Source organism: Enterococcus sp. E4-150, from assembly GCF_035726465.1.
Lineage (GTDB): Bacteria > Bacillota > Bacilli > Lactobacillales > Enterococcaceae > Enterococcus_B > Enterococcus_B faecium.
Genome location: NZ_JAPRGK010000013.1, coordinates 1 through 26,972, shown reverse-complemented (window position 1 = coordinate 26,972; position 26,972 = coordinate 1). Strand labels below are relative to the sequence as shown.

The 26,972-nt window shown below is 34.1% G+C and carries 24 protein-coding genes and 2 pseudogenes; 4 read left to right on the top strand and 22 right to left on the bottom strand.

What is annotated here, in order from left to right:
• Positions 1-392: 392 nt before the first annotated feature.
• Together OZ002_RS10705 and OZ002_RS10700 are read right to left on the bottom strand one after the other, a co-directional pair.
• Complete coding sequence (locus OZ002_RS10705) at positions 393-896, bottom strand: HD domain-containing protein (protein WP_002289559.1); 504 nt, start codon at positions 894-896, stop codon at positions 393-395.
• 122 nt (positions 897-1,018) lie between these two features.
• Positions 1,019-1,783 carry a TrmH family RNA methyltransferase gene (locus tag OZ002_RS10700; RefSeq protein WP_002327792.1) on the bottom strand — a complete coding sequence of 255 codons (765 nt, stop codon included), beginning with the start codon at positions 1,781-1,783 and terminating at the stop codon, positions 1,019-1,021.
• 107 nt (positions 1,784-1,890) lie between these two features.
• Between OZ002_RS10700 and OZ002_RS10695 the strand changes: the two genes are divergently transcribed.
• Together OZ002_RS10695 and yidC are read left to right on the top strand one after the other, a co-directional pair.
• The gene (locus OZ002_RS10695; RefSeq protein ID WP_002289551.1) at positions 1,891-2,166 is read left to right on the top strand and encodes an acylphosphatase; all 276 of its coding nucleotides are present in this window, start codon (positions 1,891-1,893) and stop codon (positions 2,164-2,166) included.
• Positions 2,167-2,762: 596 nt separating this feature from the next.
• Positions 2,763-3,713, top strand: coding sequence for a membrane protein insertase YidC (gene yidC / locus OZ002_RS10690; RefSeq protein ID WP_325083290.1), 951 nt, complete (start codon positions 2,763-2,765; stop codon positions 3,711-3,713).
• A 178-nt stretch (positions 3,714-3,891) separates the two neighbouring features.
• Here the strand turns inward: yidC and lacD are convergent, their stop codons facing one another.
• The 4 genes and pseudogenes from lacD to pfkB form a co-directional block, all read right to left on the bottom strand.
• Positions 3,892-4,866, bottom strand: a complete 975-nt coding sequence (gene lacD / locus OZ002_RS10685; protein WP_002330076.1) for a tagatose-bisphosphate aldolase — start codon at positions 4,864-4,866, stop codon at positions 3,892-3,894.
• Positions 4,867-4,916: 50 nt separating this feature from the next.
• A pseudogene (locus OZ002_RS10680) lies at positions 4,917-5,322 on the bottom strand (fructose PTS transporter subunit IIA).
• Entirely contained in the window at positions 5,319-6,782 is a 1,464-nt protein-coding gene (locus OZ002_RS10675) for a PTS fructose transporter subunit IIC (protein WP_325083288.1), read from the bottom strand. Before OZ002_RS10675 ends, OZ002_RS10680 begins: the two are co-directional and overlap by 4 nt.
• Positions 6,764-7,714, bottom strand: a complete 951-nt coding sequence (gene pfkB / locus OZ002_RS10670; RefSeq protein WP_104873740.1) for a 1-phosphofructokinase — start codon at positions 7,712-7,714, stop codon at positions 6,764-6,766. The genes OZ002_RS10675 and pfkB overlap by 19 nt, the downstream gene beginning before the upstream one ends.
• A 142-nt stretch (positions 7,715-7,856) precedes the next feature.
• On the opposite strand from pfkB, the gene OZ002_RS10665 reads away from it, so the two are divergent.
• Both OZ002_RS10665 and OZ002_RS10660 read left to right on the top strand, forming a co-directional pair.
• Positions 7,857-8,552, top strand: a complete 696-nt coding sequence (locus OZ002_RS10665) for a MurR/RpiR family transcriptional regulator (protein ID WP_325083286.1) — start codon at positions 7,857-7,859, stop codon at positions 8,550-8,552.
• A gap of 319 nt (positions 8,553-8,871) precedes the next feature.
• Positions 8,872-10,356, top strand: a complete 1,485-nt coding sequence (locus OZ002_RS10660) for a nucleotide sugar dehydrogenase (protein WP_174125190.1) — start codon at positions 8,872-8,874, stop codon at positions 10,354-10,356.
• Between the two features lie 150 nt (positions 10,357-10,506).
• On the opposite strand, the pseudogene OZ002_RS10655 reads toward OZ002_RS10660, so the two are convergent.
• The 16 genes and pseudogenes from OZ002_RS10655 to OZ002_RS10580 form a co-directional block, all read right to left on the bottom strand.
• Positions 10,507-10,904 (bottom strand): annotated as a pseudogene (locus OZ002_RS10655) (transposase); the annotation flags it as partial.
• 182 nt (positions 10,905-11,086) lie between these two features.
• Positions 11,087-12,499: a flippase gene (locus tag OZ002_RS10650; protein ID WP_104878790.1), complete on the bottom strand. Its 1,413-nt coding sequence runs from the start codon at positions 12,497-12,499 to the stop codon at positions 11,087-11,089.
• A 51-nt stretch (positions 12,500-12,550) separates the two neighbouring features.
• Positions 12,551-13,423, bottom strand: a complete 873-nt coding sequence (locus tag OZ002_RS10645; protein ID WP_104770999.1) for a glycosyltransferase — start codon at positions 13,421-13,423, stop codon at positions 12,551-12,553.
• 46 nt (positions 13,424-13,469) lie between these two features.
• Positions 13,470-14,804 carry an O-antigen polymerase gene (locus OZ002_RS10640; protein WP_174125191.1) on the bottom strand — a complete coding sequence of 445 codons (1,335 nt, stop codon included), beginning with the start codon at positions 14,802-14,804 and terminating at the stop codon, positions 13,470-13,472.
• A 5-nt stretch (positions 14,805-14,809) separates the two neighbouring features.
• Complete coding sequence (locus OZ002_RS10635) at positions 14,810-15,931, bottom strand: glycosyltransferase family 4 protein (protein WP_104770997.1); 1,122 nt, start codon at positions 15,929-15,931, stop codon at positions 14,810-14,812.
• 52 nt (positions 15,932-15,983) lie between these two features.
• Positions 15,984-16,886 carry a glycosyltransferase gene (locus OZ002_RS10630; RefSeq protein WP_104770996.1) on the bottom strand — a complete coding sequence of 301 codons (903 nt, stop codon included), beginning with the start codon at positions 16,884-16,886 and terminating at the stop codon, positions 15,984-15,986.
• Positions 16,887-16,927: 41 nt separating this feature from the next.
• Positions 16,928-18,109 (bottom strand): glycosyltransferase, encoded by a 1,182-nt coding sequence (locus OZ002_RS10625; RefSeq protein ID WP_104770995.1) that lies wholly within the window; start codon positions 18,107-18,109, stop codon positions 16,928-16,930.
• Positions 18,084-18,686, bottom strand: a complete 603-nt coding sequence (locus tag OZ002_RS10620; RefSeq protein WP_270791004.1) for a GNAT family N-acetyltransferase — start codon at positions 18,684-18,686, stop codon at positions 18,084-18,086. Before OZ002_RS10620 ends, OZ002_RS10625 begins: the two co-directional genes overlap by 26 nt.
• A 19-nt stretch (positions 18,687-18,705) precedes the next feature.
• Positions 18,706-19,440, bottom strand: coding sequence for a sugar transferase (locus OZ002_RS10615; protein WP_128712587.1), 735 nt, complete (start codon positions 19,438-19,440; stop codon positions 18,706-18,708).
• A gap of 13 nt (positions 19,441-19,453) precedes the next feature.
• The gene (locus OZ002_RS10610) at positions 19,454-20,677 is read right to left on the bottom strand and encodes a DegT/DnrJ/EryC1/StrS family aminotransferase (protein ID WP_128712588.1); all 1,224 of its coding nucleotides are present in this window, start codon (positions 20,675-20,677) and stop codon (positions 19,454-19,456) included.
• 13 nt (positions 20,678-20,690) lie between these two features.
• On the bottom strand, positions 20,691-22,508 hold the full coding sequence (locus OZ002_RS10605) for a polysaccharide biosynthesis protein (protein WP_325083274.1): 1,818 nt from the start codon (positions 22,506-22,508) through the stop codon (positions 20,691-20,693).
• Positions 22,509-22,520: 12 nt separating this feature from the next.
• Complete coding sequence (locus OZ002_RS10600) at positions 22,521-23,285, bottom strand: tyrosine-protein phosphatase (protein ID WP_002329470.1); 765 nt, start codon at positions 23,283-23,285, stop codon at positions 22,521-22,523.
• 27 nt (positions 23,286-23,312) lie between these two features.
• Positions 23,313-24,011: a CpsD/CapB family tyrosine-protein kinase gene (locus OZ002_RS10595; RefSeq protein WP_325083272.1), complete on the bottom strand. Its 699-nt coding sequence runs from the start codon at positions 24,009-24,011 to the stop codon at positions 23,313-23,315.
• Between the two features lie 11 nt (positions 24,012-24,022).
• Positions 24,023-24,802, bottom strand: a complete 780-nt coding sequence (locus OZ002_RS10590; RefSeq protein ID WP_002326287.1) for a YveK family protein — start codon at positions 24,800-24,802, stop codon at positions 24,023-24,025.
• 15 nt (positions 24,803-24,817) lie between these two features.
• On the bottom strand, positions 24,818-25,762 hold the full coding sequence (locus OZ002_RS10585; RefSeq protein WP_002294932.1) for an LCP family glycopolymer transferase: 945 nt from the start codon (positions 25,760-25,762) through the stop codon (positions 24,818-24,820).
• Between the two features lie 45 nt (positions 25,763-25,807).
• Positions 25,808-26,587 carry a hypothetical protein gene (locus OZ002_RS10580; RefSeq protein WP_104770989.1) on the bottom strand — a complete coding sequence of 260 codons (780 nt, stop codon included), beginning with the start codon at positions 26,585-26,587 and terminating at the stop codon, positions 25,808-25,810.
• Positions 26,588-26,972: the final 385 nt, after the last annotated feature.

Genomic DNA, 26,972 nt, shown 5'->3' with positions numbered 1-26,972 from the left:
CTTCTAACCAAAGTGCATACTTTGTAGAAAAAAGTGATCTTCTGCAAAGTATGTGTTACCTGAAGATCCCGGACTCTTTTAAATAAGATACGTTTTGCATCTTATCATCACCCCCTTTAATGCTTATTCTTCTATGTACATGATTCATTCGATAAATAAAAGTAAACCGTATCTTGAACAGATAGTCAACTGCAAACAGAAAAAAGGACTGTGACAAAAGTCGTGTCAAAGTCCCTTGTTTCGAATGAATGGTGTTCCAGAAGTAGATTCTTCGAAAAATAAGCCGAAACTTCACAAAAATTTGAGAAGCAATTTTCGTAAATTCCTTCTTATTTCTTGAAGCTGACCACTTCTGTCACAACCTCAATATGGTCTATTATTGGTTTTACCTGTTAAATCGAGGATTCTTTCCCAAAGTAACGTTGCCATCTCTTACGCATACTTGCAGACATGGGCTGAGCCGCTTCTTTGACTGCGCAGTATTTGTCCACGAATGTCACGATATATCCTTCTTTATACTTAGGCGGTGCGATCGTTGCACCCCACATGTGCTTCAAAATGATATCTCGCTCAAGATCCGACAAATCGGTGATTTTTTCTGCATTCTTTACAGCAATTCTTGGATGGATATACGCATGTGTCCCCTCGTCAAATTTCGTCGTACGCCAATCATAGTAGAACAGATCATGCAAAAGTCCAGCACGCGCTGTTGCTTTAGCATTGCCACCCCATTTTTTTGCGAGCAGATAACTATAGTAAGAAACACTGATGGAATGCTCCAAACGAGTGGAATGAACATGCTGTGTGTAATTCGCTAATTTTTTCACTGCTTCTGTTTCTAAAAGATCTTGTACATAAGACATATATTCTTCGTCTTCACGCCATTTTTCTGTCATAATTATCGATCTGCCACCTTTTTGAATTTCATTTTCTTCTGAAATTGATCTAAGTATACCACCAGTGTTCGGATTATTCTAGTCGCTCTAGATAAAATAGCTAAAGCTTAATAGTTCCTTAATCATAAAGAAAAATGATAAAGAACGATCCCTGCTGCGACTCCGACATTCAATGATTCCGCATTTCCTTTCATTGGGATATATACGTTCTGATCAGTCAAAGACAAGATTTCCTGACTTACTCCCTGACCTTCGTTTCCCATGATTATAGCGAAATCCTCTGTTTTTTCTACTTTGTCTAATGCATGTGCTTCTTCATTTAATTCTGTACCGTACACCGTAAACCCTTTGCCTTTCATTACAGGGATTACATCTGCCAAATCTTTTTGTAACACAGGCAAATGATAATTGCTTCCCTGCATGCTTCGCAGTACCTTTGTACTATAAATATCTGCCGTTCCTTTACCTAATAAAACACCAGCCATACCAAACGCATCTGCCGTACGGATCATCGTTCCCACATTTCCAGGATCCTGTACATTATCTAGTAAAAGCCAGCCTCCTGAAAAATCTGGCGTATCTTCAGATGTTAACGTCATCACTGCTAAGATCCCTTGCGGTGTAGGTAGATCTGACATAGCGGTCATGACCTCATCTGAAACTAGAAAAGTAGAAATCTCTTTGTTTACAGCCAGCCAGTCTCCCCATTCTTTCATACCTCTCTGTGTCACAAAAAGTTCTTTTATTTCTGCATCAGACGACGCAGCTTCTTCGATCAGATGGAACCCTTCCAAAAGATATTCTGCCTTTTCTTCTCTGTATTTCTTTTTATGTAGTTTTTTTAATTCTTTGATTCTTGGATTTTTTGCTGATTGGATCTCTTTCACATTCCTTCACCTCACCTGATTATATCATGGAATAGGTGCTTGAGCTTGTTTCATCCTAAAAAAATCGGTATCATTGATTTATAAAACAGGAAAGAAAGGTGACGAACATGCGCAAAGTTAAAATGAATGTCCAAGGACGTGTCCAGGGCGTGGGATTTCGCTATATGACCAAGATGGTTGCTGATCAGTTAGGCGTGACCGGAACGGTAAAAAACGAAGACGACGGCTCAGTCACAATCGAAGCAATCGGAAATGACGACATCATCCAAAAATTTATCGAAGAAGTCAAGAAGTCTCCGAGCCCAAGTGGACGAGTGCAGTATGTGGATGTCCAAGAAGATCCGATGATTGAGGAACGAAAGAAATTTGATGTGGTGGGATAAGGTTGTTTTTGAAGCGCTTTGCCTCGAGTATTAAGGAGAAACATTTTCAAAATAGCTTCTCATATTTTGAAATGTAATGACTTAATACCGAGAGGCAGCTGATAAAACACCGTCAATAAGGTTGTGAAAAAGCTGGTCTGCATCAAGCATTAAGGACTGGTTGTGAAAAAGTCGCTTAGTTTTGAGTATTAAGGAAAATTTTGTGAAAATGGCTTTCCACATTTTTGCATAAATTTGACTTAATACCGAGAAACTGACTTTTGAACACCGTCGATAAGGTTGTTTTTGAGGCGCTTTGCCTCAAGTATTAAAGACAGGTAGTAAAAAAGCTGATCTATAACTTGCAATGAATTTGCTTAACCCATATTTTCCAGACAGAACAAAAAAGTTTTTAGTTTTTTAAATAAGAAAGAAACACATGGAATCACTCTTTTCTTTCCAAGTATTTCTTTCTTGATTTTTTGTCTTTTTTTCAAAATTTTTCGCTACGAAAAAGAACGAATATTTATATGAAATTTCTATGAAGTTGATTGAATTCCATGCGCTTTTTTAGTATAGTTAAGTTTGTGTAAAAATTATAGAAGAGGAAGTATTCTATGAATAAATGGAAAAACTGGTTATTGGGATCCGGACTTGTCAGTATCCTGCTCTTTTTATCTGGCTGTGTGCGGATGGATTCAAGCGGAAACCCTGACACTTCAGGAATCGTTTATCGAGTACTCGTCCATCCTATGGGCCAAGCGATTACATATCTAGTTGAGAATTTCAATTGGTCTTACGGCTGGGCAGTTATTGCAATGACTGTGATCGTTCGTATCATCATCTTGCCACTAGGTATCAGTCAATCGAAAAAAACAATGATCCAATCTGAAAAAATGCAAGCGTTAAAACCACAAGTTGAAGCAGCACAGCAAAAGCTAAAAGCTGCAACAACACGTGAAGAACAAATGGCAGCACAAGCAGAAATGCAGCAAGTATATCGCGAAAATGGATTGAGTATGACCGGCGGAATCGGCTGTCTGCCTCTATTGATCCAAATGCCGATCTTCTCTGCCTTGTATTTTACAGCACGCTACACAGAAGGTATCCGTGAATCATCTTTTTACGGCATCGATCTAGGCTCACCAAGTATGGTGCTTGTGGCCATTGCAGGGGTCGCTTATCTGCTTCAAGGATATATTTCAACAATCGGTATTCCTGAAGAACAGAAAAAGACGATGCGTACGATGCTGATCGTCTCTCCTGCTATGATCGTCTTCATGTCGATCAGTGCGCCAGCCGGTGTTACACTTTACTGGGTAGTCGGTGGTGTGTTCAGCTGTCTGCAAACATTCATCACAAACGTTATGATGAAACCACGTTTGAAAGCACAAGTGGCAGAAGAGTTGAAACAAAACCCGCCAAAACAAGTCGTCACTCCAAGAAAAGACGTGACAGAATCAGCAAAGCCAGCTAACAACAAACAAGCAACAAAACAAATCAAACAACCAAAAAACAGTACAAACAACAAAGGCCGCAACGCAGGAAAGCAACAGAAGCGGAAGTAGATAGTAAATAAGAGTGTAATAAAAATTCATTAACAGTTTTAGCAATTAAAAATATCGACCAAGATTTTTGAAAAAGAAATCTGGTCGATATTTTTATTTAAGTGAATGTTTAATTTGAATCATCGATTGATCGCTATCTAATTGCAGCAGCATCTTTTTATGAAGAAACAACTTTTTCTTATCTATCAACGTAGACAGGTGTTGCTGTTTCTTTTAATAATGTACTTAATTCCTTAATATTTTGTTTTCCTTCTTCTAACATCCAACTACTCGCTTTTTTTTCGCCTTCGGTAACAAAAGGTGCCACTCCCTTCGCCCATGTTGCTCGCCCACATAAGACACCATTGAATGTCGAACCTGATTGTTTTGCAAAACGTAATGTATCTTGAAATAGCGTAGCATTGACTCCCGCACTTAAAAAAATAAACGGTTGTTCAGTCACTTTCGATTGTTCATAGAAATACGCGGATGCCTCTGCTTGACTATAACAAGTCTCTTGCCCATATCCTTCCACAAATCTCATATTCACTGGCACTTCTACTTTCAATACATCCACTTGATAACGTTCTTTTGAAAATTCTCGCATGGCTTCAATAACTTTATGTGGTTTTACTTTTGCATAGGCAAGAGAAGACGGATCGCCAATAGTTGCATCATAAGAAAGGATCTCTAAAAAGAAAGGTATGCCTTCTGCTTCGCATTCTGAACCAATCCGTTCTATAACTATTTGTTTTTGCACATTAATCTCTGCTGGTTCATCAACGTCATAGTACAATAAAAATTTACAAGCATCCGCACCAGCTTCTTTTAACCTTTTCACCGACCAAATATTCAATAAATCAGGTAATCTTCCCGGCATTTTCGTATCATAGCCGGTTTTTTCATAAGCTAGCAGCAAGCCACATTCTTTCTCTCGAAGCGCTGCTGCAGGCAGGCCGTATTCTGGATCAAGTAAAATAGCTGAGGCATAGGGAGTCAGGTATTGAGAAACCATCTGTTTAAATTGGATGATGTCTTCTGATGTAGCTTCTTTATATTGGTTGATCATTTTCTTCAAAGCACCACGCTGGTCGATTGCTAACGCGCTAATAATTCCAGCTTCATCCGTCAATCGCTTCAAACGTTCCTGCTTTTCTATACTCATCTTCTTCATAGATCTTCACCTATTTCTTTAGTTAATATTGTGGCTATTTCTGTTTTTGATTATGCTTTTCTCAACTGTTCTGTAACCTCTTTTTCGCATCAATGATCGTGCAACGAGAGACAATAATTTCAAATGAGTCGTTCCTGCTTCTGAATCTGGAATAAATAACGCAAAAATAAAATCAACTGACTGTCTATCTAAACTGTTCCATTCAATTCCTTTGTTCAGTGTGACGATAATCATACTAGGTTCGTTGATTGTTTGAGACTTCGCATGAGGGATAGCAAAACCTGATATTATTCCTGTAGTACCTTCTTTTTCTCTTTCTAGAAGTTTTTGATATACTTCTTTTTCGTCATGAGCGATTCCTAAACAGAATGTTTGCTTTGCTAAAAACTTAAATGCTTCTTCTTGACTATCTAATGGCTGTTGTAAAAAAATGTTCTCTTCATGAATGATTGTCATGATAAGTCTCCTGCTCTTCCTTTTTCGATAACTGTACGATTTGCTGCTTTACTATCCATCTTCTTGTCTTTATCAGTTACTCTTTTCTTTTGGATTAATCCTAGTATCACTCCACCAACGATCGAACCAATAAGAATCGCTGTAACCCATTGGATTTTTCCTGTTACTACAGGTAATACTAAAAAACCGCCATGTGTTGCTGGAACTTGGACGCCAAACAAATAAGTCAAGACAGCAGCAATTGATGAGCCTAACATCATCGTGGGTAACACTCGGATCGGGTCTTTCGCAGCAAACGGAATAGCTCCTTCCGTAATATGAGTTGATCCTAAAATAAAATTAACCAAACCTGCATTACGATCATTGGTATCAAAGTATTTACCAAACAATAAAGTAGCAAAACCAGTAATCAACGGTGGTGCAATACAAGCTGCTGACACACCAGCCATAAAAGTCGTGTTTCCTTGTGCCAAAAGAGCTGTTCCTGTTACATATGCCGCCTTATTAACCGGTCCTCCCATATCAAACGCACACATACAGCCAACAATCACGCCAAGAACAAGTGGATTCGAATGTTCAAATCCAGCTAAAAAGCTCATCATTCCTTCATTTATAGCCTTCATTGGACCTGCCAGCAAAGACATCACAATGCCAATAAATGCTACACCAATAACTGGATATAAGAAGATTGCCTTCAAGCCATCTAGTTGTTTAGGTAAAATTGTCAGTAGCTTTTGCAAAAATAAGATAAAATAACCTGCTAAGAACCCAGCTAAAATACCTCCTAAAAATCCAGTACCGCCATTCATGGCTACGATTCCACCAACAAATCCAACGACTAACCCTGGACGTTTCGCGATCCCTTCTGCAATATAAGCTGCTAAAACTGGAACCATCATTCCCATTGCTGCATCGCCAACTGCTTTTACCATTGCCGCTGTAGCATTGTATTGTGCATGATCTGGATCAAAAGAATAGATTCCCCAAACGGCAAATGAAATAGCAATCAATACTCCGCCAGCTACCACGAAAGGCAACATATGAGAGACACCATTCATCAAATTTTTATAGATGCTACGACCAAAATTAGCACCACTCATCACTTCTGGTTCTAAAGTATCAACAGCTTCATTATCTGCTAAGACAGTACCTTTTCCTGCCAATGCCTCGTCAATCAGCCGTTGTGCATCCTTGATTCCTGTACTGACAGAAACATCAATGACTCGTTTTCCCGCAAATCTTTCTGAATGGACATCTTTGTCTGCGGCAATAATGACAGCATCCGCCTGTTTGATTTCTTCAGCCGTTAATTCATTTTCGATCCCAATTTGTCCATGGGTCTCTACTTTGATCGTGATGCCTTTTTTCCTAGCTGCTTGTTCTAATGCTTCTTGCGCCATGTAGGTATGCGCAATTCCTGTCGGACAACCGGTTGCTGCAATTAGTTGATATTTTCCCATCTTTCGAACCTCTCTTCCCTGATTTTGATTTGTTTACTTAATTCCTCCACATCTAAAAAATCTGTTAATCCTTTGCGAAAAGCGGTTGAGCTGCCTGCTGCTATGCTTTTACGTAACGTTTCATCAAGTGGTCGTCGATTCATGTATCCTGCTAAAAAAGCGCCTAACATGGTATCACCTGCACATGCTGTATTGACAACTTTTCCTTTTGGCGAGTTTCCTCTAAACACCCTGTCTTTCGTAAAAAGAATCGCTCCTTTCTCACCGAGGGATAACAAAACATTTTCTGCACCTAACTCTACTAGTCGTTGTCCATAAACAAAGTAATCTTCATCTGTAACCATTTTTCGTCCGAACCAAGAAGAAAGTTCTTCCTCGTTTGGTTTCAGCAAAAACGGTCGATAGGGTAAACAATCCATGACTTCTTGATCACTACTATCAATAATCAAATGAATCCCCTTTTCCTGACAAATCCGACTGATTTCTATTAAAACCTTTGGAGACAGCCCTCTTGGTAAACTCCCAGAAACACAAAGATAATCTTCTTTTTGTAATGCTCTTATTTGATTTAAAAAATTATGGACAGCTGTCTGCGGTATTTCAGGTCCTTGATTCACTAATTTGTATTCTTCTTTCGTTTGATTGACTTGTGTAAATACATTGATACGCGTCATACCAGGCACTTCAATAAACTCTGTTTGGATTTGTTTCTGCTGTAAATAGTCTTCTATATACTTTCCTGTGAACCCAGCAGAAAAACCAAATGCCGTACTTGGGAAATCTAGCATCTTTAATACTAGTGACACATTCACTCCTTTTCCGTTTGCCTGAATGTCATCCTCTTTTGTGCGATTTACCATAAAAGGATGCATCTCCTCTGTTTCAATAAATAGATCAATTGCCAAATTCATCGTGCATGTGTAGATAGACATAACCAATGACCTCCTTGACTCTATTATGAAATACGCGAAAGAGAAAATGTTTTCTTAATCGTCCCAACGCAAAGAAAACCTTTACATTTATAAACTCGTCGTGCTATTTTTTAACTAACTTTTGGTGAAAGAAGGAAAGAATATGGATCACAAATTAAGTGAAACAGAACAGTACCTCTGGAACTTTATCGAACACCACATCCTAGAGATCCCTAACTACTCCATCGCGAAACTAAGTGAACAAGCAAATGTCTCAACAGCCACCATTGTGCGGACAATGAAAAAGAAAGGCTATGAAGGGTTTACTTCGTTTAAGCATCATCTAAAAGAAGGAGAAAACAAGAACATCAATTTTTCTTTCTTAGATAAAGTAGACAAAGGTATCCGCCGAGCCATTCTAAAAAATGAACAAGAAGTGGTACGTACGATCAATATGTTGGAAATCGGAAACATTGAGGATGCGATACAAAGAATCAAATTTGCTGACCGGGTTTTTGTCTTTGCCCGAGGATTTTCAGAAATGATTGGCCAAGAAATGCTGGTAAAACTTCAATTAACGGGAAAAAATTGTCAAATGCATACTGATCCAGAAATTATCAAAAGCATCAGTCAGAAACTGACTAAGAAAGACAGCGTTATTTTTGTTTCTTTGAACGGCGAGACAAAAGAACTCGTCACCGCCGCAAAGAATTGCTATGATGCAGAGATTGGTTCGATTCTAGTTACAGCCAATCATTCCTCTACACTGAAAGACTATTGCGAGATCAATCTCGTAGGTTTCAAACCAGAAGGTTCTTATTTCCCTGATTATGAAGTACGGTCACGTTTGCCTCTCTAGATCATCGCGAGAATCTTGCTTGACGCCTATGTATTGCGTATGGGGGAGAATTGAAAAGCAGTTTATTATGGTTGGTTACAGTTTAAAACATCACATTTTTTATTCTTTATATTGTATGGACTCACGGAAACTTTTTATGTATAAAGTTATTCACAATCTATAAAGTTACTTTAAGTAACAAAAAATAATTGAAAATACTTAAAACCAAAAAATATCTTTTTAATCAATAAAAAAATTGACAGTTTTATTAATAATAAGCTATTCTGTTATAGAAGAAAAAATTGTTTGTTATTAATAGCAACAAAAGAAGGAGTGCATCATGAAAAAGTTATCTCAAAAACGTTTAGCTCAAATCATTATTGATTCTAGAAAATCTCTGAAAATGACACAACAACAACTTGCAGTAGCTACTGGTATCAACCGTGCCTTAATTAGTCGATTAGAATCTCTCGATTTTATTCCGTCAATACAACAATTAGAATCATTAGCAGAAGTTCTAAATTTTGAACCAACAGATCTATTTATAAATGAATCAAATAAATCAAACAGTATAAAACATCAGTCGAAGAATATTGCTGTAGCCGGTACTGGTTATGTAGGACTTTCCATTGCTACTCTTCTTGCCCAGCACAATCAGGTAACAGCAGTAGATATTCTTCCTGAAAAAGTAAAACAAATTAACAATAAGAAATCTCCAATACAAGACGATTACATTGAAAAATATCTAGCTGAAAAAAATCTCAATTTAATTGCAACGACTGATGGTGCAGCCGCCTATAGAGAAGCCGATTTTGTTGTCATTGCTGCTCCAACAAATTATGATAGTAAACAAAATTATTTTGACACTTCTGCTGTAGAGTCAGTAATTAAATTGGTGTTAGAAGTCAATCCGAAGGCAATAATGGTCATCAAGTCGACGGTACCCGTAGGCTATACCGAAAGTATTCGTAAAAAATACAATACTAAAAATATTCTATTCAGCCCAGAATTTCTAAGAGAATCTAAGGCATTATATGACAATCTATACCCTTCGCGAATTATTGTTGGCACGGACCAAAATGACAAAACTTTACTAGAAGCCTCTCAAACTTTTGCAGATTTACTTCAAGGAGGAGCAATCAAAAAAGATATCGAAACTCTTTTCATGGGATTCACAGAAGCTGAAGCAGTGAAATTATTCGCTAATACTTACCTTGCACTTCGAGTATCTTACTTCAATGAACTTGATACTTATGCAGAAATGAAAGAATTAAATACCAAAGATATTATCAATGGAGTATGTCTCGATCCAAGAATTGGCACTCATTACAATAATCCCTCTTTTGGATACGGTGGCTATTGTTTACCAAAAGACACAAAGCAACTTCTAACTAACTATAACGATATACCTCAAAATATGATGAGTGCAATTGTCGATAGTAACCGAACAAGAAAAGATTTTATAGCAGACCGCGTGCTTCAAAAAACTGGATATTATTCTTACGATGATGACAATACTTTCGATTTGTCTCTAGAAAAAGAAGTGATTATTGGAGTCTATAGGCTTACAATGAAAAGTAATTCGGATAACTTCCGTCAATCTTCTATTCAAGGTATTATGAAAAGAATCAAGGCAAAGGGAGCCACTGTGATAATTTACGAGCCAACACTTAAAGATGGTAGTACATTTTTTGGTTCAAAAGTAATAAATGATTTAGAAAAATTTAAAAGCATAAGTCATAGTATTATTGCTAATCGATATGATAGTATTCTTAATGATGTAAAAGAAAAAGTATACACTAGAGATTTATTTCAGCGGGATTAATCATCCCCCTTTCTAAAGGGTAAATTGAACAAGGACTATAACCCCTCTATTTTTGGCAAGCGCCTAATGACGCTTGCTTTCTCATTTCTTGTTCAATCCCTATTGCTCCTTGCTACGTTTCAACACCTTTAAAAACGTAGTAGGTTTTACTTACTCTCGCTTAAAAAGCTCCTCGTTTTCTCTGATACTCAGTTTATCTAGTACGATTTCATGTTTTTCTTGTTCTTGAACATATTTTTTGTGGTCGATTCATTCAATCCAACTGTATTCGCATAATATACTTCTACCCAAAAATGTCGATTTCCAAACTCATATTTACATGCTTATCAAAAATCATCCATCAGTTTTTCCTTATAAATTATACATCCATCTTAGATGGTTATATAATTGGAATACTCAGTTATAGACAGACCTGTTCTGACATAACGTTTTCTTCTAATATTTCTATCTCTTTATATTTAACATAACTTCTTGATAAGAATTTCATTACTTACTCGATATTGACTATAAATAATTTTTCTTTTACATTTTGATATGAATACAGCGTATTACACAATCAGTTTATACGGGTTTAATTTGCCATTTTCCACTTGTATAGCAAGTAAGTTAATATTTTACTCGCTTTGCGATTTTAACTATGTTTAAAGACAATAATAAAATGAACAGATAAGATGTCCCTTTTTATTCACCAATATCATTTAACGAATAACACTAATTAAAAATAGATCCATTATTTTTTAATTGCCAAATCATTTTTCATTATTCGCAGAACAATATAATAAATTATTATTGATACTAAAATTGAAACTATTAGTCTTATGATATAATTATAAATTATAAATTTAGAAAATATACATACTAAACATATTAAAATAGTTCCTATAAAAACAGAAAAAATATTTTTTCTCTTTATACTAATATCACAGTAATTTCTCCCTTTTATTATTGATAAAACTGTAACAATCACTTCTGATATTAATGTTGTTATTGCTGCTCCAACAATACTGTAAGAAGGTATCAGTAATATATTTAATCCTATATTTATCATTGCTGAAAAAACGGTAATAATAAGAAAAGATTTTTCTTGTCGATTGGTGATTAAGATAGCATTACACCAAAATCCTGATATAACAGCAAATACAAGTGCAATTCCTAAAATTTCTAGCGCTAATGCTCCTTTCAAGTATTGTTCTCCTCCAACTAACATCAAAATTTCTTTACTCATGCAAATTAAACCAACCATTAATGGGAATACCAATGAAAATAAATATGTGAACAATTTGTTTATTATCAAATTATAATTATATTTATCACCTTGTCCTAAATAATATCCCATTCTAGGTATAATAACATTCACTATAGCACTCAACAATCCTTTAATAATTGTATAAATTTTTGATGCCACTGTGTATATACCCACATCATATTCAGTTTTCATGATTCCTAACATAGTTATATCTGATTGTATATATATAGTAGTCGCTAACTGTCCTACAAAAAGAATACTAATTGGTTTTAAGTGTTCTTTTAAATTAATCTTATTCGTAAATCTAAATTTTATATATCTCTGGGTATAAAAAAGATTAATTATATATCCAAAAGAGATACTAATCATATAAATTAGAGAATATATTATGTAATCATTACTATTGCGTACAAATATAAATATTGCAATTATTCCAAGTAATTGTAGCAGTACATATCTTACAGTAATATATAAAAAATCCTCAAATATATTATTAATCCAATCTCTTCCTAACATTGTACAAGGAATTATAAATGATAAAATTAGCAATAGCTCCTTGTATTCATATAATTTACTATATATAATTGTCAGAATCCCTAAAACAATGATTGATATTACCATTGAGATAAAATTTATCGTTGTTATTTCACTTGCAAATTTATTTAAATAGTCTTTGTTATTTCTTATTCTAGCTCCTTCCCTAATAGCGTATGTGTTTATACCCAACATAGCAAATAAGGTGAAATAATTTACAATTGACAAAATAAAACTGTATTTTCCGTAATTTTCAGGTCCTAACACTCTAGAGATATAAGGAAAAATTATTAATGGAAAAACTATTGAACACCCTTGTCTTATTACATTTAGTATTACATTTTTTTTTATAGAACGGTTCATATTATTCCTCTTCCTGTAATTCTTTATTTTAAGCCTAACAACACAAAAAGTTTATTTTATATTATTAATCTCTTCCAAAAGAATATTTAAAGATTGGATTTGATTTTTCCTTTGAAAACTATATTTACTTTCTCTATCTGCAAACAAAAAATTAGTTGCTGCATCTTCTAAGTGCAAAATTTTTATATTATTACTATATATAGTAGTTAGTCCAGCTCGTTTAACTCTTATAAAGAGCAATTCTTCCTCTCTATACATAAAAGTATTACTATTAAAAGCTTCTTGGAAAATATTTATATAATCTTTAGAAAAAACTAAAAAACAACCATGTAAAACTACATCTTTCAGTTCGGATGGATAAGGTTTAATTAAATTTTGTTTTATTCTCCTGATTTTTAGCATAAATTTGGGAAATCTATTTATAGTTTTGAACAAAAAACCTTGTTCATCTGCATATTTTTTATATGTTATACACTTTTTCCATTTCTCTAATTCCTTATTGTAATAATTTAAACTATATAACTTAGGATTAAAACTTTGAATTGAACCATCAGATAAAATAACTTCTGGAGCCAAAACTCCAAAGTTTGTTTCTTTGTATACAGTTTCTATTTTTTTTTCAAAACTACTATTTAATAATTTTGTATCATTATTAATACAACATATAAAATCTAAATCAAATTTTTCTCGCAAAAACTTGTATCCAATATTGTTTCCTTTAGCAAATCCAAGATTTTTCTCGTTTATTAGTACAAATACATTATCATAACTCTTAAATTTCTCTATCAATTCATTTCCTGAGTTATTTGAAGAGGCGTTATCAACTACTACAATTACTGGATTAATAACATTACTTAATATAGATTCTACACACTGAATTGTTTCATTAATGGTTTCATAATGCAATACTTCAAATCCTATCATCTTTCAGTCCCTCTTAGCCTATATACTATAATTGTATCCTTATTTCTCAATATTTTTTAACCTCATCTTTCTTTGATATATTAACTACTAATTTATTAAATAAATAATAAAATAATACTGCATAAAATATTCGTAATACTGTTCCTAATGAGATTACTGATAAAAAAAATCTTTCTTCAATACAATAGTCAAATAAAAACTTTAATATTATCAAATATATTACTAAATATAATTCGAGTTTTACTTTTCTCCGTTGCAAATTTACATATATCATTTGATAAAACATCCCTAAAAACAAATTATAAAAAAACAAACCAATCAACCCAAATGAGGCATAAATCCGACCAAAAGATCCATAAATGTTAGTAACTAAGTTTCCTACATTAACATTTGGTGCCACTTCTTGACCTACATTTATTTTATAACCAAATTTACCCAAAAGCTCAAATATTCCAATAAATACATTACTTCCCCAGTATTCGTTTACAAAACTAATATTATTCTGAACTAATTGACTAAACGCTGGAATTGGAGATCCTAAATAAACAAAAAGTGTACTTCCAAAATCTAATCTTGCTGTTTTTCCTGTAAGTCCCCCTAAAAAGTAGAAACTTATAAATACCAAAATTATACTGAGCATTATTTTCTTTAAGTATTTAGTTTCAATACTCCTCCCTCTTACTTTTTGTAAATAAAAAAGCGTAGAAAATATTAATGCCTCTATATAATATAAAAATTGTGTTCTTCCTCCAGACAATATGCATTGAAAAAGATAGGCAAAAATTGTTATCAGTTCTAAAAAAACAATTTTCTTAGAAAAATATTTTATTCCAAATACTAATTTTTTCGAAAAATCCACAATAATTAGATAAGAAATTGCAAAAGATACAATTGTCATTTGTCCAACTATATTACTTCGACTAGAAATTGCTTCACTGCCATTTAGAGTAGCATTCCTATAATAATAAAGCATTGGTAATTCACTATCTCTAACATATCCGATTAATTCAGAAACTTTAGTTACTTCACGATATAAAAGGATAGTGGTAAGCAATACAAAAAACAATGAAAAAATTATAATTTTACTTCCATAAAACGAAATTTCTGTTTTTTTTAACACTATGGAATTTCGAACTTGATGCGGGATCATAAAACAAGGAATAGAAAATATCAATACCGAAAATATCAGAATCAAAGTTGCTTCAGGAGATAAGATAAATCCGACTTTTTTATAAAAAAATGCCGCTATAATTATAGAAAAAAGCATCATTATATATATAATTGTATTTGGGCTAATTAAATCATTATTAGTCAATTTCATATTTATTGTAAACAATAACAATAAAAATAATGTTAACATTAGTAGCATTAAATAGTTCACCAGGCTCACCTCTTGATTCTTGTAATATTTTCAAATAACCTCTCAATCATATTAGCTGTTTTTTTAATTGAAAAATGTTTCTCCACATATTCATATGATTCATTGATCATTTTATCGTTAATTTTATTTTTAGTAACCATATCTATTTTTTCAGCTAAATCTATGTGCCCTCCATCGTAGAGATATCCATATTTACCATCAATTATAATCTCTGGTGTAGCACCTGCATTATTCCCTATCACTATTTCTTGATTAGCCATAGCTTCAATCGTTACCCGTCCAAATGCTTCCTGTTCTGAACAAATTAATACAATCTTATCTGGTGTTCTATATCTTGATATATCCTGTTTGTATCCTTTAAAAGTAACATAAGGGTTTAGTTCATTTTGATCTATATACTTCTCAATTCTTTTCATATAATGAAAATTTGTAACTTTTCCCAAAAAAGTAATTGGCAGAACTGTTCCATTTTTTTTTAGAAGATAATTCATTGCTTGTAATGCAACCAATTGCCCTTTATCATAATTAATTGCACCAACAAACAATAATCCATTTATAGAAACCTTATTTATTTCTTTTTTTGAGGGAATTTTGATCCCATTATATATTATTTCAACCTTATTTATATCTACTTCATTTTTAATATGTTGAGAAATAAATTCAGAAATAACTATTACTTTTTCTGAATTATTAATTAACTTTAACGACTTCTTTTTATTAAAAAATTTCAAAGAAAATGTTTCTTCTGCTAATTCTCTAATATGCCAAGTATACTTTTGTTTCAATAAACTAAGCGATTTTGCTCCGCATCCATATGTAGATGAGTTAAAATGAACAATATCAAATTTATTAAATAAAAAATATGAAAAAAAATTAACTTCAGCAAGTATATTAATTAATAACTTAGATATTATTTTAATTTTTTTTTCAGTATTTGAGTACACCCACATTCCAGATAGTATGGTTTTAAAAGGGATACCATTTTTTTCTAAAAATTCCGATAACTCTCCCTTTCTAGGAATGATTACTGTAATTTCATTGTCATTCCGTAGTTGGAAAATCAGATCAACTAAAGATCTATTTGCTCCGGACAAATCATTTAAATGTGCAATAAAACATATCTTCAATTATATTTACCCCTTATCAAAATTTAAAATAAAAAATAGTAAAAATACTTTATTATGATCTATAATTTTTTGTTTCAGGAAAAGAGTAATGTAAACCATCTTTTATTCCTTTAAAGATTGCATTAGACACCATCTTTTTATCACGTTCTATAATTATTACTGATAGGAATCTGAGAATGTAGCTCATCAAAGGTATAAAACTACCATTGAGCCCTCTGTATTTTCGAATAATAGCTAGATTGTTTCTTGCCATATAATACCATCTTACCTTTGAATAATTAAATCTAAAGGCAGGTTTTATTGACATATTTCCAGCCAAATCTCTATATATACGATAAATATGAGTTTTTTCTGTTTTATTTCCTTGTTGATGAAGAATATAACAACTATTAATACGATAAATCTTATATCCTTGTTCTCTGACTCTATAACTATATTCAGAATCTACTCCATCAATAAACATATTATCAATAAATCCATCTAAATCATTCCAAATTTTTATATTTATGAATGATCCAGAAGTTATTGCATAAGCACAGAGTGATTTTTCAGGTAACTTCAATTTTTTGTACTGATTTAGCGTTATTTTAAATTCGTCTACTATATATGGAGCCAAAATAGCAATATCATTGTCATTAATATAATTAGAATACGCTTTAATAAGATTATCGGAACAGATACTATCCTGATCCATTAACAAGCACCAGTCATATCTGTTTTCTCTAGCGATTGTGCATATTTGATTTAGTGCACTGGCAATGCCTATATTACTAGTATTAAATATAACGCTAACCTTAATATAACTTCCCAGAATATTTCTAAGCTCGTTTTGATTTGAAGATCCATTATCTATAATTATGATCATATCAACCTGTTCAACTAATGCATCTATATTATTTTTTAATCTACTAATATTTGGTTGGTATGTCACAATACCTGCACATCTATAATTCATGCTATGATCCCCTTTTTCCTTCTCTAAATTATCTATAAAAATCAAATTATTTTCTTCAATATATTATCGACATTTTTTTCATAAATTTCAGCAGAAAAATTATTATCAAACATTTTTTTTGCTCCATCCATCAAATTTTCATATTCATAGTTATTCATGTTACATAGTTTTTCTATACAGTTATCATCCCCTAATTCATTCAAGTTTAACCCCGCATTATAATATTTTACTAATTCCATAGTATCCGAACCAACCGAATTAATCAGTGGTAATCCTTCACATAAATAATCCATTGATTTTGTTGTCAAACCTATTTTCAAGGTGTTCTTCATGACATTCAGTCCAAAATGACATCTACTTAAAATCTGATGTTTTAAATCATCGTCAAATATTGGACCATAAAATTTTACATTTATTTTTTTTTCTTTAGCCAACGAAATGAAGTACTGTTCATGATCACCACAACCTATAATAACCAAATTAATATTTTTTTTTCTATTTACTTTATCTAATAAATCTATCATTCTATCAATATCGATGATACTATTGATAGAACCCACATATGCAAAATTGATTTCATTCAGAAGCTTTCGTTCCACGTTATACTTTCTTTTCCCTTTCTGTAAATAAAGGACATCTGAATTTTTTAAATTTATACTTTCTTCGATTTCATTTTTAAATAAATTGCATTCATAAATAATTCCATCTGAGGAAAGTAATGCTCTCGTTCGCATTTTTTTCCATACACTCATTATAGGTTTTAAAATAACTCTTTGTTTTGTTATAGGTAACGATTCTGGCCACATATCCAAAACATCAATTATAATTGTTGCCTTAGGGTTTATTTTTCTATAACTTTTAATAGCCACACCAAGGAAATTAGAGGGGATCAAACATATTACTACGTCTGGTTTATTTTTTTTTAGTTTATTCAAAATTTTTTTTGCAAATACCATATTTGATATAATTCTATTAATTGAAATATTCTTTTTATAAGCTGGAACATGTATATAGTGTCCGATATCAGGTAATTTCTCTCCCATGTTATATTCTTTACTGATATGATCAAAATCAGCAGTATAATAATCTACATCATATCCATTGCTATTCAACCAATTTGCAAAATACACTTGTCTACTGTACCACCATCTGTAAAAACTTATAATAACAGCTCTCTTATTATTTTTTTTCATAGTTTCACCTCCCGTAATATCGATATTCATTCATAATTCTTCCTTCATTAGTAGAATATTTACGTTCTAAAATAAACTCATTCTTTTTATAAAAATTATTCACAACATCATTATTTAATGCATCTGTTTCTAGTGCAATATATTCATATTTTGAAAAATCAATTCTACTCTTTAAGTTATCTATAAGCATGGAACCTACTCCTATCGATTTCTCTTTCGGATTAACTCCAATAGATGCTAATTCCACATAATTTTCATCACGTTTTGTTTCGCTTGGTTTTAGAAAAGCTCTAAAAAGCCTCATAAGGATATTGGGTTTCTTTATAAAGGCTACACAACTATAAAATCCAAACGGTATTATTCTTTTCTTTATCATATACTTGTATAAACCACTCATATCTCCAGAATATGCAAGAAATCCTATTGGCTTATCATTTTTAATAGCAACCAATATACCAGAATCATTATATTCTGTGTAAGAACGATACATCAATTCCAAAAACTTTTTTCCCATAAAAGTCAAAAAAAAATTTGTAAATGTTCTCATATGAATATCGACAATCGAATTAATTAACTCTTTATCCGAACTTTTTATCTCTTCAATCACCAAAACTCTTATCCTCCATTCATTTTATCTGATTAATAAACTCTCGTTCACCTTCTAAGTCGGCTTGATATTCTTTACCAAATATAACAAAAATAGTTTTACACATTATTTTCAAATCATTCATACAACTAAATTCACTGATACTTTTCAAATTGTAATACATTTTACTGGGAAGAATTTTTTCTATATAAGTTTTGTCGATGTTATTTTTATCATGCAACAATTTATCTTCATCTTTGTATAAAATACTAGTTTCTGATGTAATCCCGGCTGGTAATAATAATGTGGCTAACATTAATGGTGAATACGACTTTACATATTTTCCAACTTCTGGTCTGGTTCCTACAAAAGACATATCTCCGACCAAAACGTTAATTAGCTGACTAATTTCATCTAATCTATATTTACGGATTACCTTTCCTACTCTTGTAATACGATCATCATTTTTCACAGTAACAAGAGTGCCATCTTTATCTGCATTTATTACCATAGTACGAAACTTATAAATTTTAAATTTTTTTCCATAACGAGTAATACGTTCTTGTCTATAAAATACAGGTCCAGGAGAATCAATTTTTATCACTATTGCAAGAATAAAAAATAACCATGAAAGTGTCAGTAACAAAGTTGCAGACACTAAAATATCAAATACTCTTTTTACCACTAAGCTGAATTTTTTTTTACTGAGGATATCATAATAATACCGTATTTCATCATTCTGCATTTCTTTTGGCAAATCTTCCCACTTTCTCATTTTGCCTCTCCTATCATCCAACCAAATCCTTTACAATCTTACTATAGTTATTAATTACGTATTCTACTTCTTCATCTGTAAGTTTCGTGTGCAATGGTAATGTAATCTCATTTACAAAATGAGCATAGGCATTAGGATAGTTATTAATATCAAACCCCATATTTTTATATGCTGTAAACATTGGAAGTGGTTTATAGTGAACGTTGCAAGCAATCCCTTGTTCTGCCATTTTTATAATTATTTCATTTCTTTGCTCAGAACTAATGTTAGGTACTCTAGTAATATATAAATGGCCTGAAGAACTATAATCATCTGTATAATGCATAAGAACTTCAATTCCTAGTTGTTGAAAGGCTTCATCATACCTCTTAATTATATTCTTTCTTCTTTTCAGAATATTAGGATAGCGTTCAAATTGTGCCAACCCAATTGATGCAGTAACATCAGTCATATTACATTTATACCATGGACCCACAATATCATACTCCCATGCACCCAACTGCGTTTTAGTAAGTGCATCTTTTGACTGTCCATGCAAAGAAAGCAGCTGGCACTGATGATACATTGCCTCATTATCTAGTTTGTCGTGCTCTTTCCATACTAAAGCTCCACCTTCTGCAGTTGTAAAATTCTTAACAGCATGAAATGAAAATGTTGTCAAGTCAGCAACATTACCAACCATCTGATCATGCCAATTAGCTCCAAATGCATGAGCAGAATCTGCCATAACAATTATACGACCATAAGCTTTCTGAATCTCATTACTAGGTTGAAATAAATTTCTTTTTTTCTCCACAATCTCAAAAATACGGTCGTAGTCACAAGGTATACCACCAAGATCAACAGGAATAATCACTTTTGTCTTCTCCGTAATTGCTGCTTCTAATGCATCGTAATCCATCTCCAAAGAATCTTGTTGACAGTCTATTAAAACTAGGTTCGCGCCTATGTGGCATACAACCGATGCACTGGCAGAATAAGTATAAGCTGGGACGATAACCTCATCATTTTCTCCTATTCCCAGCAAACGTAACCCTGTTTCTGCAGCAGCAGTTTGTGAATTTAAACAAACTACTTTAGAAGTTCCTAACCACTTTGTAATTTTTTTTTCTAATTCTTTTGTCTTTGGTCCCGTAGTTATCCATCCAGATTTTAATACTTCTACAACGTTTTTTATTTCTAAATCAGTAATATCTGGCGGTGAAAATGGTATCTGACGTTTTTCTAATTTATTCATTTATATTTTCCCCCTATTTATTCGAAGCATTTGCAAAAGTGACAATATCTTTAGCCAATTGTTCATCGTCTTGTGGCAGGCTCTTAACAAAATCCATCACTTTTTGTATTGAGTAACCTTTGATGTTTCCTACAAAGATTTTCTCATAAACTGCTTCATCATTTCTTTCCTTATCCAACAATAGTTCTTCATATAGTTTTTCCCCTGGACGGATACCTGTTTCAATGATTTCGATTTCGTCTTCGCTATACCCGCTCAATCGGATCATGTTTTTGGCTAGGTCTACAATCTTCACTGGTTCACTCATATCTAGAATAAAAATTTCGCCACCTTTTGCTAATGCGCCAGATTGAATAACTAAACGACTCGCTTCAGGAATCGTCATGAAGTATCGGGTCATACGAAAGTCTGTTACAGTGATTGGACCACCTTGAGCAATTTGTTCTCTGAATACTGGAATCACACTACCGCGAGAACCAAGGACATTCCCAAATCTGACAGCTGAGAATTTCGTACAGCCTTCTTCATTCAATCCAGTCACGATCATTTCAGCGATTCGTTTTGTTGAACCCATGACGTTTGGAGGATTGTTAGCTTTATCTGTCGATACCATGACGAAGTTTTTCACTTTTGCTGCTTTAGCTGCTTCTGCTACATTTTTTGTACCGAAAATATTGTTTTTGACTGCTTCTTTTGGATTATATTCCATCAGTGGTACATGCTTATGAGCAGCTGCATGGTAGACGATATCTGGATGATATTGTTCCATGATCTCATTGATTTTCTCGCGATCTTGGATATCTGCGATGATCGGTACGATTTCTGTAGGACAATTTTGATGATGCGTGCGTAACTCACGGTCAATCAAGTAGATCGAGTTCTCCCCATGTCCTAAAAGCAATAGTTTTGCAGGATTGAATTGAATGATTTGCCGACAGATTTCTGAACCGATCGATCCTCCTGCGCCGGTGACAAGAATGACTTTGTCTGTGATCTGATCTTTGATGGATTCAATATCCAGCTTTACCTCATCTCTTCCCAGTAAATCCACTACGTCAATTGTTTTTAATTTTGATACGCTAATTTTTCCTGAAGCAAGTTCTTCTATAGAAGGCATCGTGTTGACTTTCACATGAGCGGATTCGACTAACTCGAAGATTCTTCGTAATTTTTTTCTTGATAAGGAAGGGATAGCGATCGTTACCATTTGAATGTCATATTTTTCAATCAATTCCGGAATATCTTTTAATGCACCTAATACTTTTTTTCCTGAAAGATACGTATTTCTTTTATTCGGATCATCATCTACAAACCCGACAACATGGATATCTTGAGCCGTTTTGGATCCAAGAAAGCTGTTGTATAAAATACGCCCGCCTTCGCCAGCACCAACGATCAAGGTATTTTTAGCAGAATCTGCTGATACATATCTCATATTTTTTGTTTCGATGTAGATACGCCAGATCAATCGGCTACCGATGATCAATAAGAGCGAAAGCAGATAAGCAAAGATAACTAACCGTAAACTGTATCGCCGATTAATGAACAGCAGTATGAGGATACTTGAGGCAGCACTTGCAGATAGTGAACTAAAAATTGCAATGATCTCTCTTAAATTTGTATAGCGATTGATTCGAGTGAAAACTTTAAATAAACTACCATAAAATAAATAAAAACCAATCGACAAACCGATAGAGATTAAAATAAGGTCCATTGGTATAGATACAAACGGCTTCATGAATTTAGCTGCTGCAATATTTGCAGCGATTAATAACAAGCTGTCCACAACAACCAATGTGGCAATTTTTCTTCTTCTTGTTAATACAAACACCCTACATTCCCCCTAAAATAAACCAAACTTCTTCTTTTTTACCTCTTCATAGACTGGATAACTGATTTCATCCCCGTTGATCAGATCCTTTGCGACTTGTTTCATCTGTACTACTTTTTCCTTACCAAAGTCCTTGCCAATCTGCTTATAGCACTCTTTTAAGTAAAAGGTGCGCTTAGAGACCCCATGGGCATCAGAAGCAGCCATCTGCACAAGATTATGTTTGACCATCGTTTTGGCTGTTTTCTGGATGTCTTTGCCAAATACCCCAACATAACTTGGCGCAGTGAGTTGGGCCAAACATCCCATATCTAGGAACGGAAGCAAATGATTTGGGTCTTCGCGAAAATGCGCGTTACGTTCTGGATGGACGATCACTGGTGTCTTTCCTAGTTCTAACAACTCAAAAAAAAGCCGTTCTGCATATAACGGCACTTCCAGTGTCGGAAATTCGATCAGAAGATATGTATCATCTAAATCTGTAAATAATATTTCATCTCGATGGATGTCTTCGATGAGCGTTCCGGTAATACGTACTTCTTGTCCTTCCAATAACGTCAAAGGCAACTGTCTTTTCTCTAATTCGGCTTGTAACGAAGCGACTAGAGAAATGACTTGTGATTTTTCATTGCTGTATTTTCCATTATTGTGGTGTGGTGTGCATAAAATATGCGTGATGCCTTGCTGAATCGCTTTTTCAGCCATTGCAATACTTGCTTCTAAGTTTTCTGCCCCGTCATCGATTCCTGGTAGGATATGGCAATGTAGATCGATCATTTCTCTTGTCTCCTCTCTTCTTATTCCTTAATTTCCGTAGTAATAACCAGCATCTTTGCTATGTTCTGCTCCGTTGTACACAACACCTAAGACTCGTGCTTGTACCATCTCCAGCAGTTCTTTTGCTTTAGTCAAGGATTCTTTACGTGACGTATTTTCACGTACGACCAATAAAGTGCCATCCGTTTTTGAAGACATGATCTGTGCATCTGTTACGGCTACTACTGGTGGCATATCGAATATCACCACGTCAAATAACTGTCTTGCTTCGGCTAGAACCTGATCCATTCTTGGCGAGCTTAACAATTCTGATGGGTTGGGTGGCTTAGGTCCACTAGGCAAAATCGACAAGTTTTCGACTGGCGTTCGTTGGATCACATCTGCTACACTTTCTGATGAACTAAGTGCTGTACTTAATCCACTGGCATTGTTCAGCTGGAATGTCTTATAGACGACGGGTTTACGTAAATCTGCATCGACTAGTAGAACTCGTTGACCGGATTTAGCAAACACGACTGCAATGTTTGCTGCAGTGGTGGATTTTCCTTCTCCAGGACCTGATGAAGTCACGACAATCGTTTTGATTTGCTGACCAGCTGCGGAAGCAAACTGGATATTCGTCCGGATCGTACGATATTGTTCGGCGATTGGTGAAGATGGGTTTGTTAATGTGATCAAACTGACTGCATGAGTTTGTGTTGCTTTTTGTTTCTGTGTTCGTGCCATTTTTCTTCCTCCTAGACTCTTGAGCGGCTTCTGCGTGATGGGGCTGTTTTATCGTTTGTAGCTTTTGGTCGTGCAGGAGCTGTTCCTTTTTTACGGATACCAGCGTTCAATTCTTTCGCTGACATTTCTGGAACTGTTCCTAAGATTGGGAATCCTAATGTATCCGTCACATATTTTTCATCTTTCACTGTCCGATCAAGTAATTCGAATAAGAATGCCAAACCTACGCCTACCATCATTCCTAACACTAAGCCAATCACTAGATTCAATTTATTATTTGGCGAAACAGGTGTCGTATTGGCAACTGCACCTGAAATAATCGAGATTTTATCGACATTCATCACGTCTTTTGCGTTCTCTTGGAAAACTTGTGAAGTTGTATTAGCGATCTGTTGAGCAGTCACTGCATTCGTGCTTATTGCCTGGATCGAGAACATTTGTGAATTTTGTGACTGATTGACGGAGATCGCATCTTTGATTTGTCCAGCAGTCATTTTCACATTGTCTTCTGTTTCTAGACGATCTTTGACTTCATTTAATACTAGATCACTAACGATCATATCTTTATACGTATTGATCATTTGCAGGTTCGTATTGACATCATTGACATTCGCTGTGTCTGATTGTGGCAGTGTCACGATCAATTGTGCTTGTGAACTGTATTTTGGTGTCAAGATGAAAAACGTCACGATTCCTGAGATGGCCAAGCCAGCAAACATTGAGATGATGATTGTTACCAAGTGTTTGCGTAATGTTTCAAAAATTTCTTTCAAGCTGATTGTCTCTTCCATTTTTTCTCCACTTTCCTATTTATTCTCTAGATTCATTTGATCTTTTAATTCTTTTTTTACACGATCAAGTTCTTGATCACTGACTTTTTGATAGGAGATATTATCTTGCATGAAGCCTTCTCCTTGCAGCTGATCTTGCTTGATCGTACCAAATGCCTCCCGATAATCTAAAGCAATTTTTTTCATTTCATCAAAGCTCATGTCTGTTTTCATATTCGACTCTAGAGCATTCAAAACGGATTGATAGTTGCTGACACCGTTTAGACTCAATACTTTTTTCGCTACACCTTCTACGATCTTTCTTTGACGCTCTTGTCTACCATAGTCACCGTTTGGATCTTCATAACGCATACGAGAATAAGATAATGCCTGATCCCCGTTCAAAGTAATTTTACCGATTGTAAAGTCATAGCCATCTTGTGAGAAAGTGAGGTCATTATTGACTTCGATACCACCAACTGCATCAACGAGTTCTTTTAGCCCTTTCATGTTGATAGAGACATAGTGATCGATTGGGATGTCTACATATTTTTGTACAGTATCCATCGCCATGGCAGCTCCGCCGAATGCGTAAGCGTGGTTGATCTTGTCTTTTGTGTCACGACCTACGATGTCGACATACGTATCTCGAGGAATGCTGACGATCGTTGTCTGTTTGTCTTCAGGACTGACTGTGGCAACCATCATCGTATCTGATCTTCCTTGATCGACCCGACCTAAATCTCCAGTATCAATGCCCATCAATAGAACAGAGAAAGATTCTTGTTTGTCCAGATCAACTGGTTTCGTTCGTTCTCCTTGGGTTCGTTCCACTGATTCGTAAGTTTTCTCAATAGAATGTGAGAGATCCAGATATAATTTTGCTCCTACTCCTACAATTGCTAATACTAATACGATAAGAACTGCTAAAATAATCAGAAATATTTTTTTCCCTCTTGATTTTCTTCTTCGTCTTGCCATAGTTTCCTCCGTTTGCTAACCTTGCTTGAATCAACGTTTTAACTGTCAATAGCTTATATTGCTATAGCCCATTTGCTGAGCAACAGTTTGTGCTTTTGTTGCGTATGCTGCGCTTATTTTTTCATTCCGGATCTGCTCTATTTGACTGAGCGCCGTCAAATATTGATCGTAAGTAGCGGTGGCAGTCACTTGACCATCCTTCAACATCGTATCGAATAACTGATCTAGTTGCGTGACTTGCGCGATCTGAGTATCAGCGAATCCTAGATATTGCATAACAACTGTTTCCCAAGGACTATCTTTAAAAAAGCTCATATTTTCACGTACACGAGCGACATCTGCACTTGTCACCTTTTCTTTGATGATGACATCGTCTACAGCTTGCTGCCAGTTTGATACATTTTTAGTAAATAAATCGTTGACAGCTGTCTGAATCTTCAGTTTTGATTCTGCACTATCTAACTGTGTCACGATTGCTTTCTTCTCATCTTGGATTGCAACAGCTTCTTTAGGCAATTCTGATTCTTTGATGTCGTAATCATCTGCTGAAAGTTTGACAGAGGATAGCTTATTGGACAAACTTGTGATTGTTTCTTCTGTTATTTCAGGGTTTAGAAAAATTTTTTCTTTTGTACTATACAGCTTGTCTACTTCTTTTGATAAAGAAGTCAAGGTGTCTTTTTGATTGGTGATGGCAGATTCTGCATAATTGATCCGTTGCTGATGTTGCCGCTGATTATTGATGTGGTATCCAAACAAACAGATCGCAATAGCACCTGCACCTACCGCCACAGCAGTCAATGACTTGACGAATGGCTTTTCCATAGATTCACTCCTAAGTATTGATGATAGATAAATTAAGATATAATTCACTTACATAAAAATGACAGCTTTTTATTTTAAAAAACATAATTAAACTAATATATTCACAGAAATATTTGTAAACAAGTTTTCCCTATATAATCATACCACAAACTGTTTTCTTGACTAGGGCAATTTACGATTAAAAAGTAAATAAAACATTAATAAGATAACAATTAATCGATTTCATTTTTATTTCCTTAATTTTCATAGGTATTTTCAAGGGAGCGTCAATAATTTTGTGTAAATAAATTGTCCTCCTGCAAAATAATTAGTTACTCAGTAAACATTGAAACTAATGTATCGGTTACCTGTTGAAAACCTTTATGGCTTCTGTTTAGAAATTTTT

What these genes read in the sequence shown, in the direction of transcription:
- OZ002_RS10610 (WP_128712588.1), bottom strand. Translation starts at nt 20,677, where the DNA reads ATGAATAAATTAGAAAAACGTCAGATACCATTTTCACCGCCAGATATT.
- OZ002_RS10650 (WP_104878790.1), bottom strand. Translation starts at nt 12,499, where the DNA reads ATGAACCGTTCTATAAAAAAAAATGTAATACTAAATGTAATAAGACAA.
- yidC (WP_325083290.1), top strand. Translation starts at nt 2,763, where the DNA reads ATGAATAAATGGAAAAACTGGTTATTGGGATCCGGACTTGTCAGTATC.
- lacD (WP_002330076.1), bottom strand. Translation starts at nt 4,866, where the DNA reads ATGAAGAAGATGAGTATAGAAAAGCAGGAACGTTTGAAGCGATTGACG.
- OZ002_RS10705 (WP_002289559.1), bottom strand. Translation starts at nt 896, where the DNA reads ATGACAGAAAAATGGCGTGAAGACGAAGAATATATGTCTTATGTACAA.
- OZ002_RS10585 (WP_002294932.1), bottom strand. Translation starts at nt 25,762, where the DNA reads ATGGCAAGACGAAGAAGAAAATCAAGAGGGAAAAAAATATTTCTGATT.
- OZ002_RS10595 (WP_325083272.1), bottom strand. Translation starts at nt 24,011, where the DNA reads ATGGCACGAACACAGAAACAAAAAGCAACACAAACTCATGCAGTCAGT.
- OZ002_RS10675 (WP_325083288.1), bottom strand. Translation starts at nt 6,782, where the DNA reads ATGGGAAAATATCAACTAATTGCAGCAACCGGTTGTCCGACAGGAATT.
- OZ002_RS10695 (WP_002289551.1), top strand. Translation starts at nt 1,891, where the DNA reads ATGCGCAAAGTTAAAATGAATGTCCAAGGACGTGTCCAGGGCGTGGGA.
- OZ002_RS10600 (WP_002329470.1), bottom strand. Translation starts at nt 23,285, where the DNA reads ATGATCGATCTACATTGCCATATCCTACCAGGAATCGATGACGGGGCA.
- OZ002_RS10660 (WP_174125190.1), top strand. Translation starts at nt 8,872, where the DNA reads ATGAAAAAGTTATCTCAAAAACGTTTAGCTCAAATCATTATTGATTCT.
- OZ002_RS10665 (WP_325083286.1), top strand. Translation starts at nt 7,857, where the DNA reads ATGGATCACAAATTAAGTGAAACAGAACAGTACCTCTGGAACTTTATC.
- OZ002_RS10615 (WP_128712587.1), bottom strand. Translation starts at nt 19,440, where the DNA reads ATGAGAAAGTGGGAAGATTTGCCAAAAGAAATGCAGAATGATGAAATA.
- OZ002_RS10630 (WP_104770996.1), bottom strand. Translation starts at nt 16,886, where the DNA reads ATGAATTATAGATGTGCAGGTATTGTGACATACCAACCAAATATTAGT.
- pfkB (WP_104873740.1), bottom strand. Translation starts at nt 7,714, where the DNA reads ATGTCTATCTACACATGCACGATGAATTTGGCAATTGATCTATTTATT.
- OZ002_RS10645 (WP_104770999.1), bottom strand. Translation starts at nt 13,423, where the DNA reads ATGATAGGATTTGAAGTATTGCATTATGAAACCATTAATGAAACAATT.
- OZ002_RS10625 (WP_104770995.1), bottom strand. Translation starts at nt 18,109, where the DNA reads ATGAATATCGATATTACGGGAGGTGAAACTATGAAAAAAAATAATAAG.
- OZ002_RS10590 (WP_002326287.1), bottom strand. Translation starts at nt 24,802, where the DNA reads ATGGAAGAGACAATCAGCTTGAAAGAAATTTTTGAAACATTACGCAAA.
- OZ002_RS10580 (WP_104770989.1), bottom strand. Translation starts at nt 26,587, where the DNA reads ATGGAAAAGCCATTCGTCAAGTCATTGACTGCTGTGGCGGTAGGTGCA.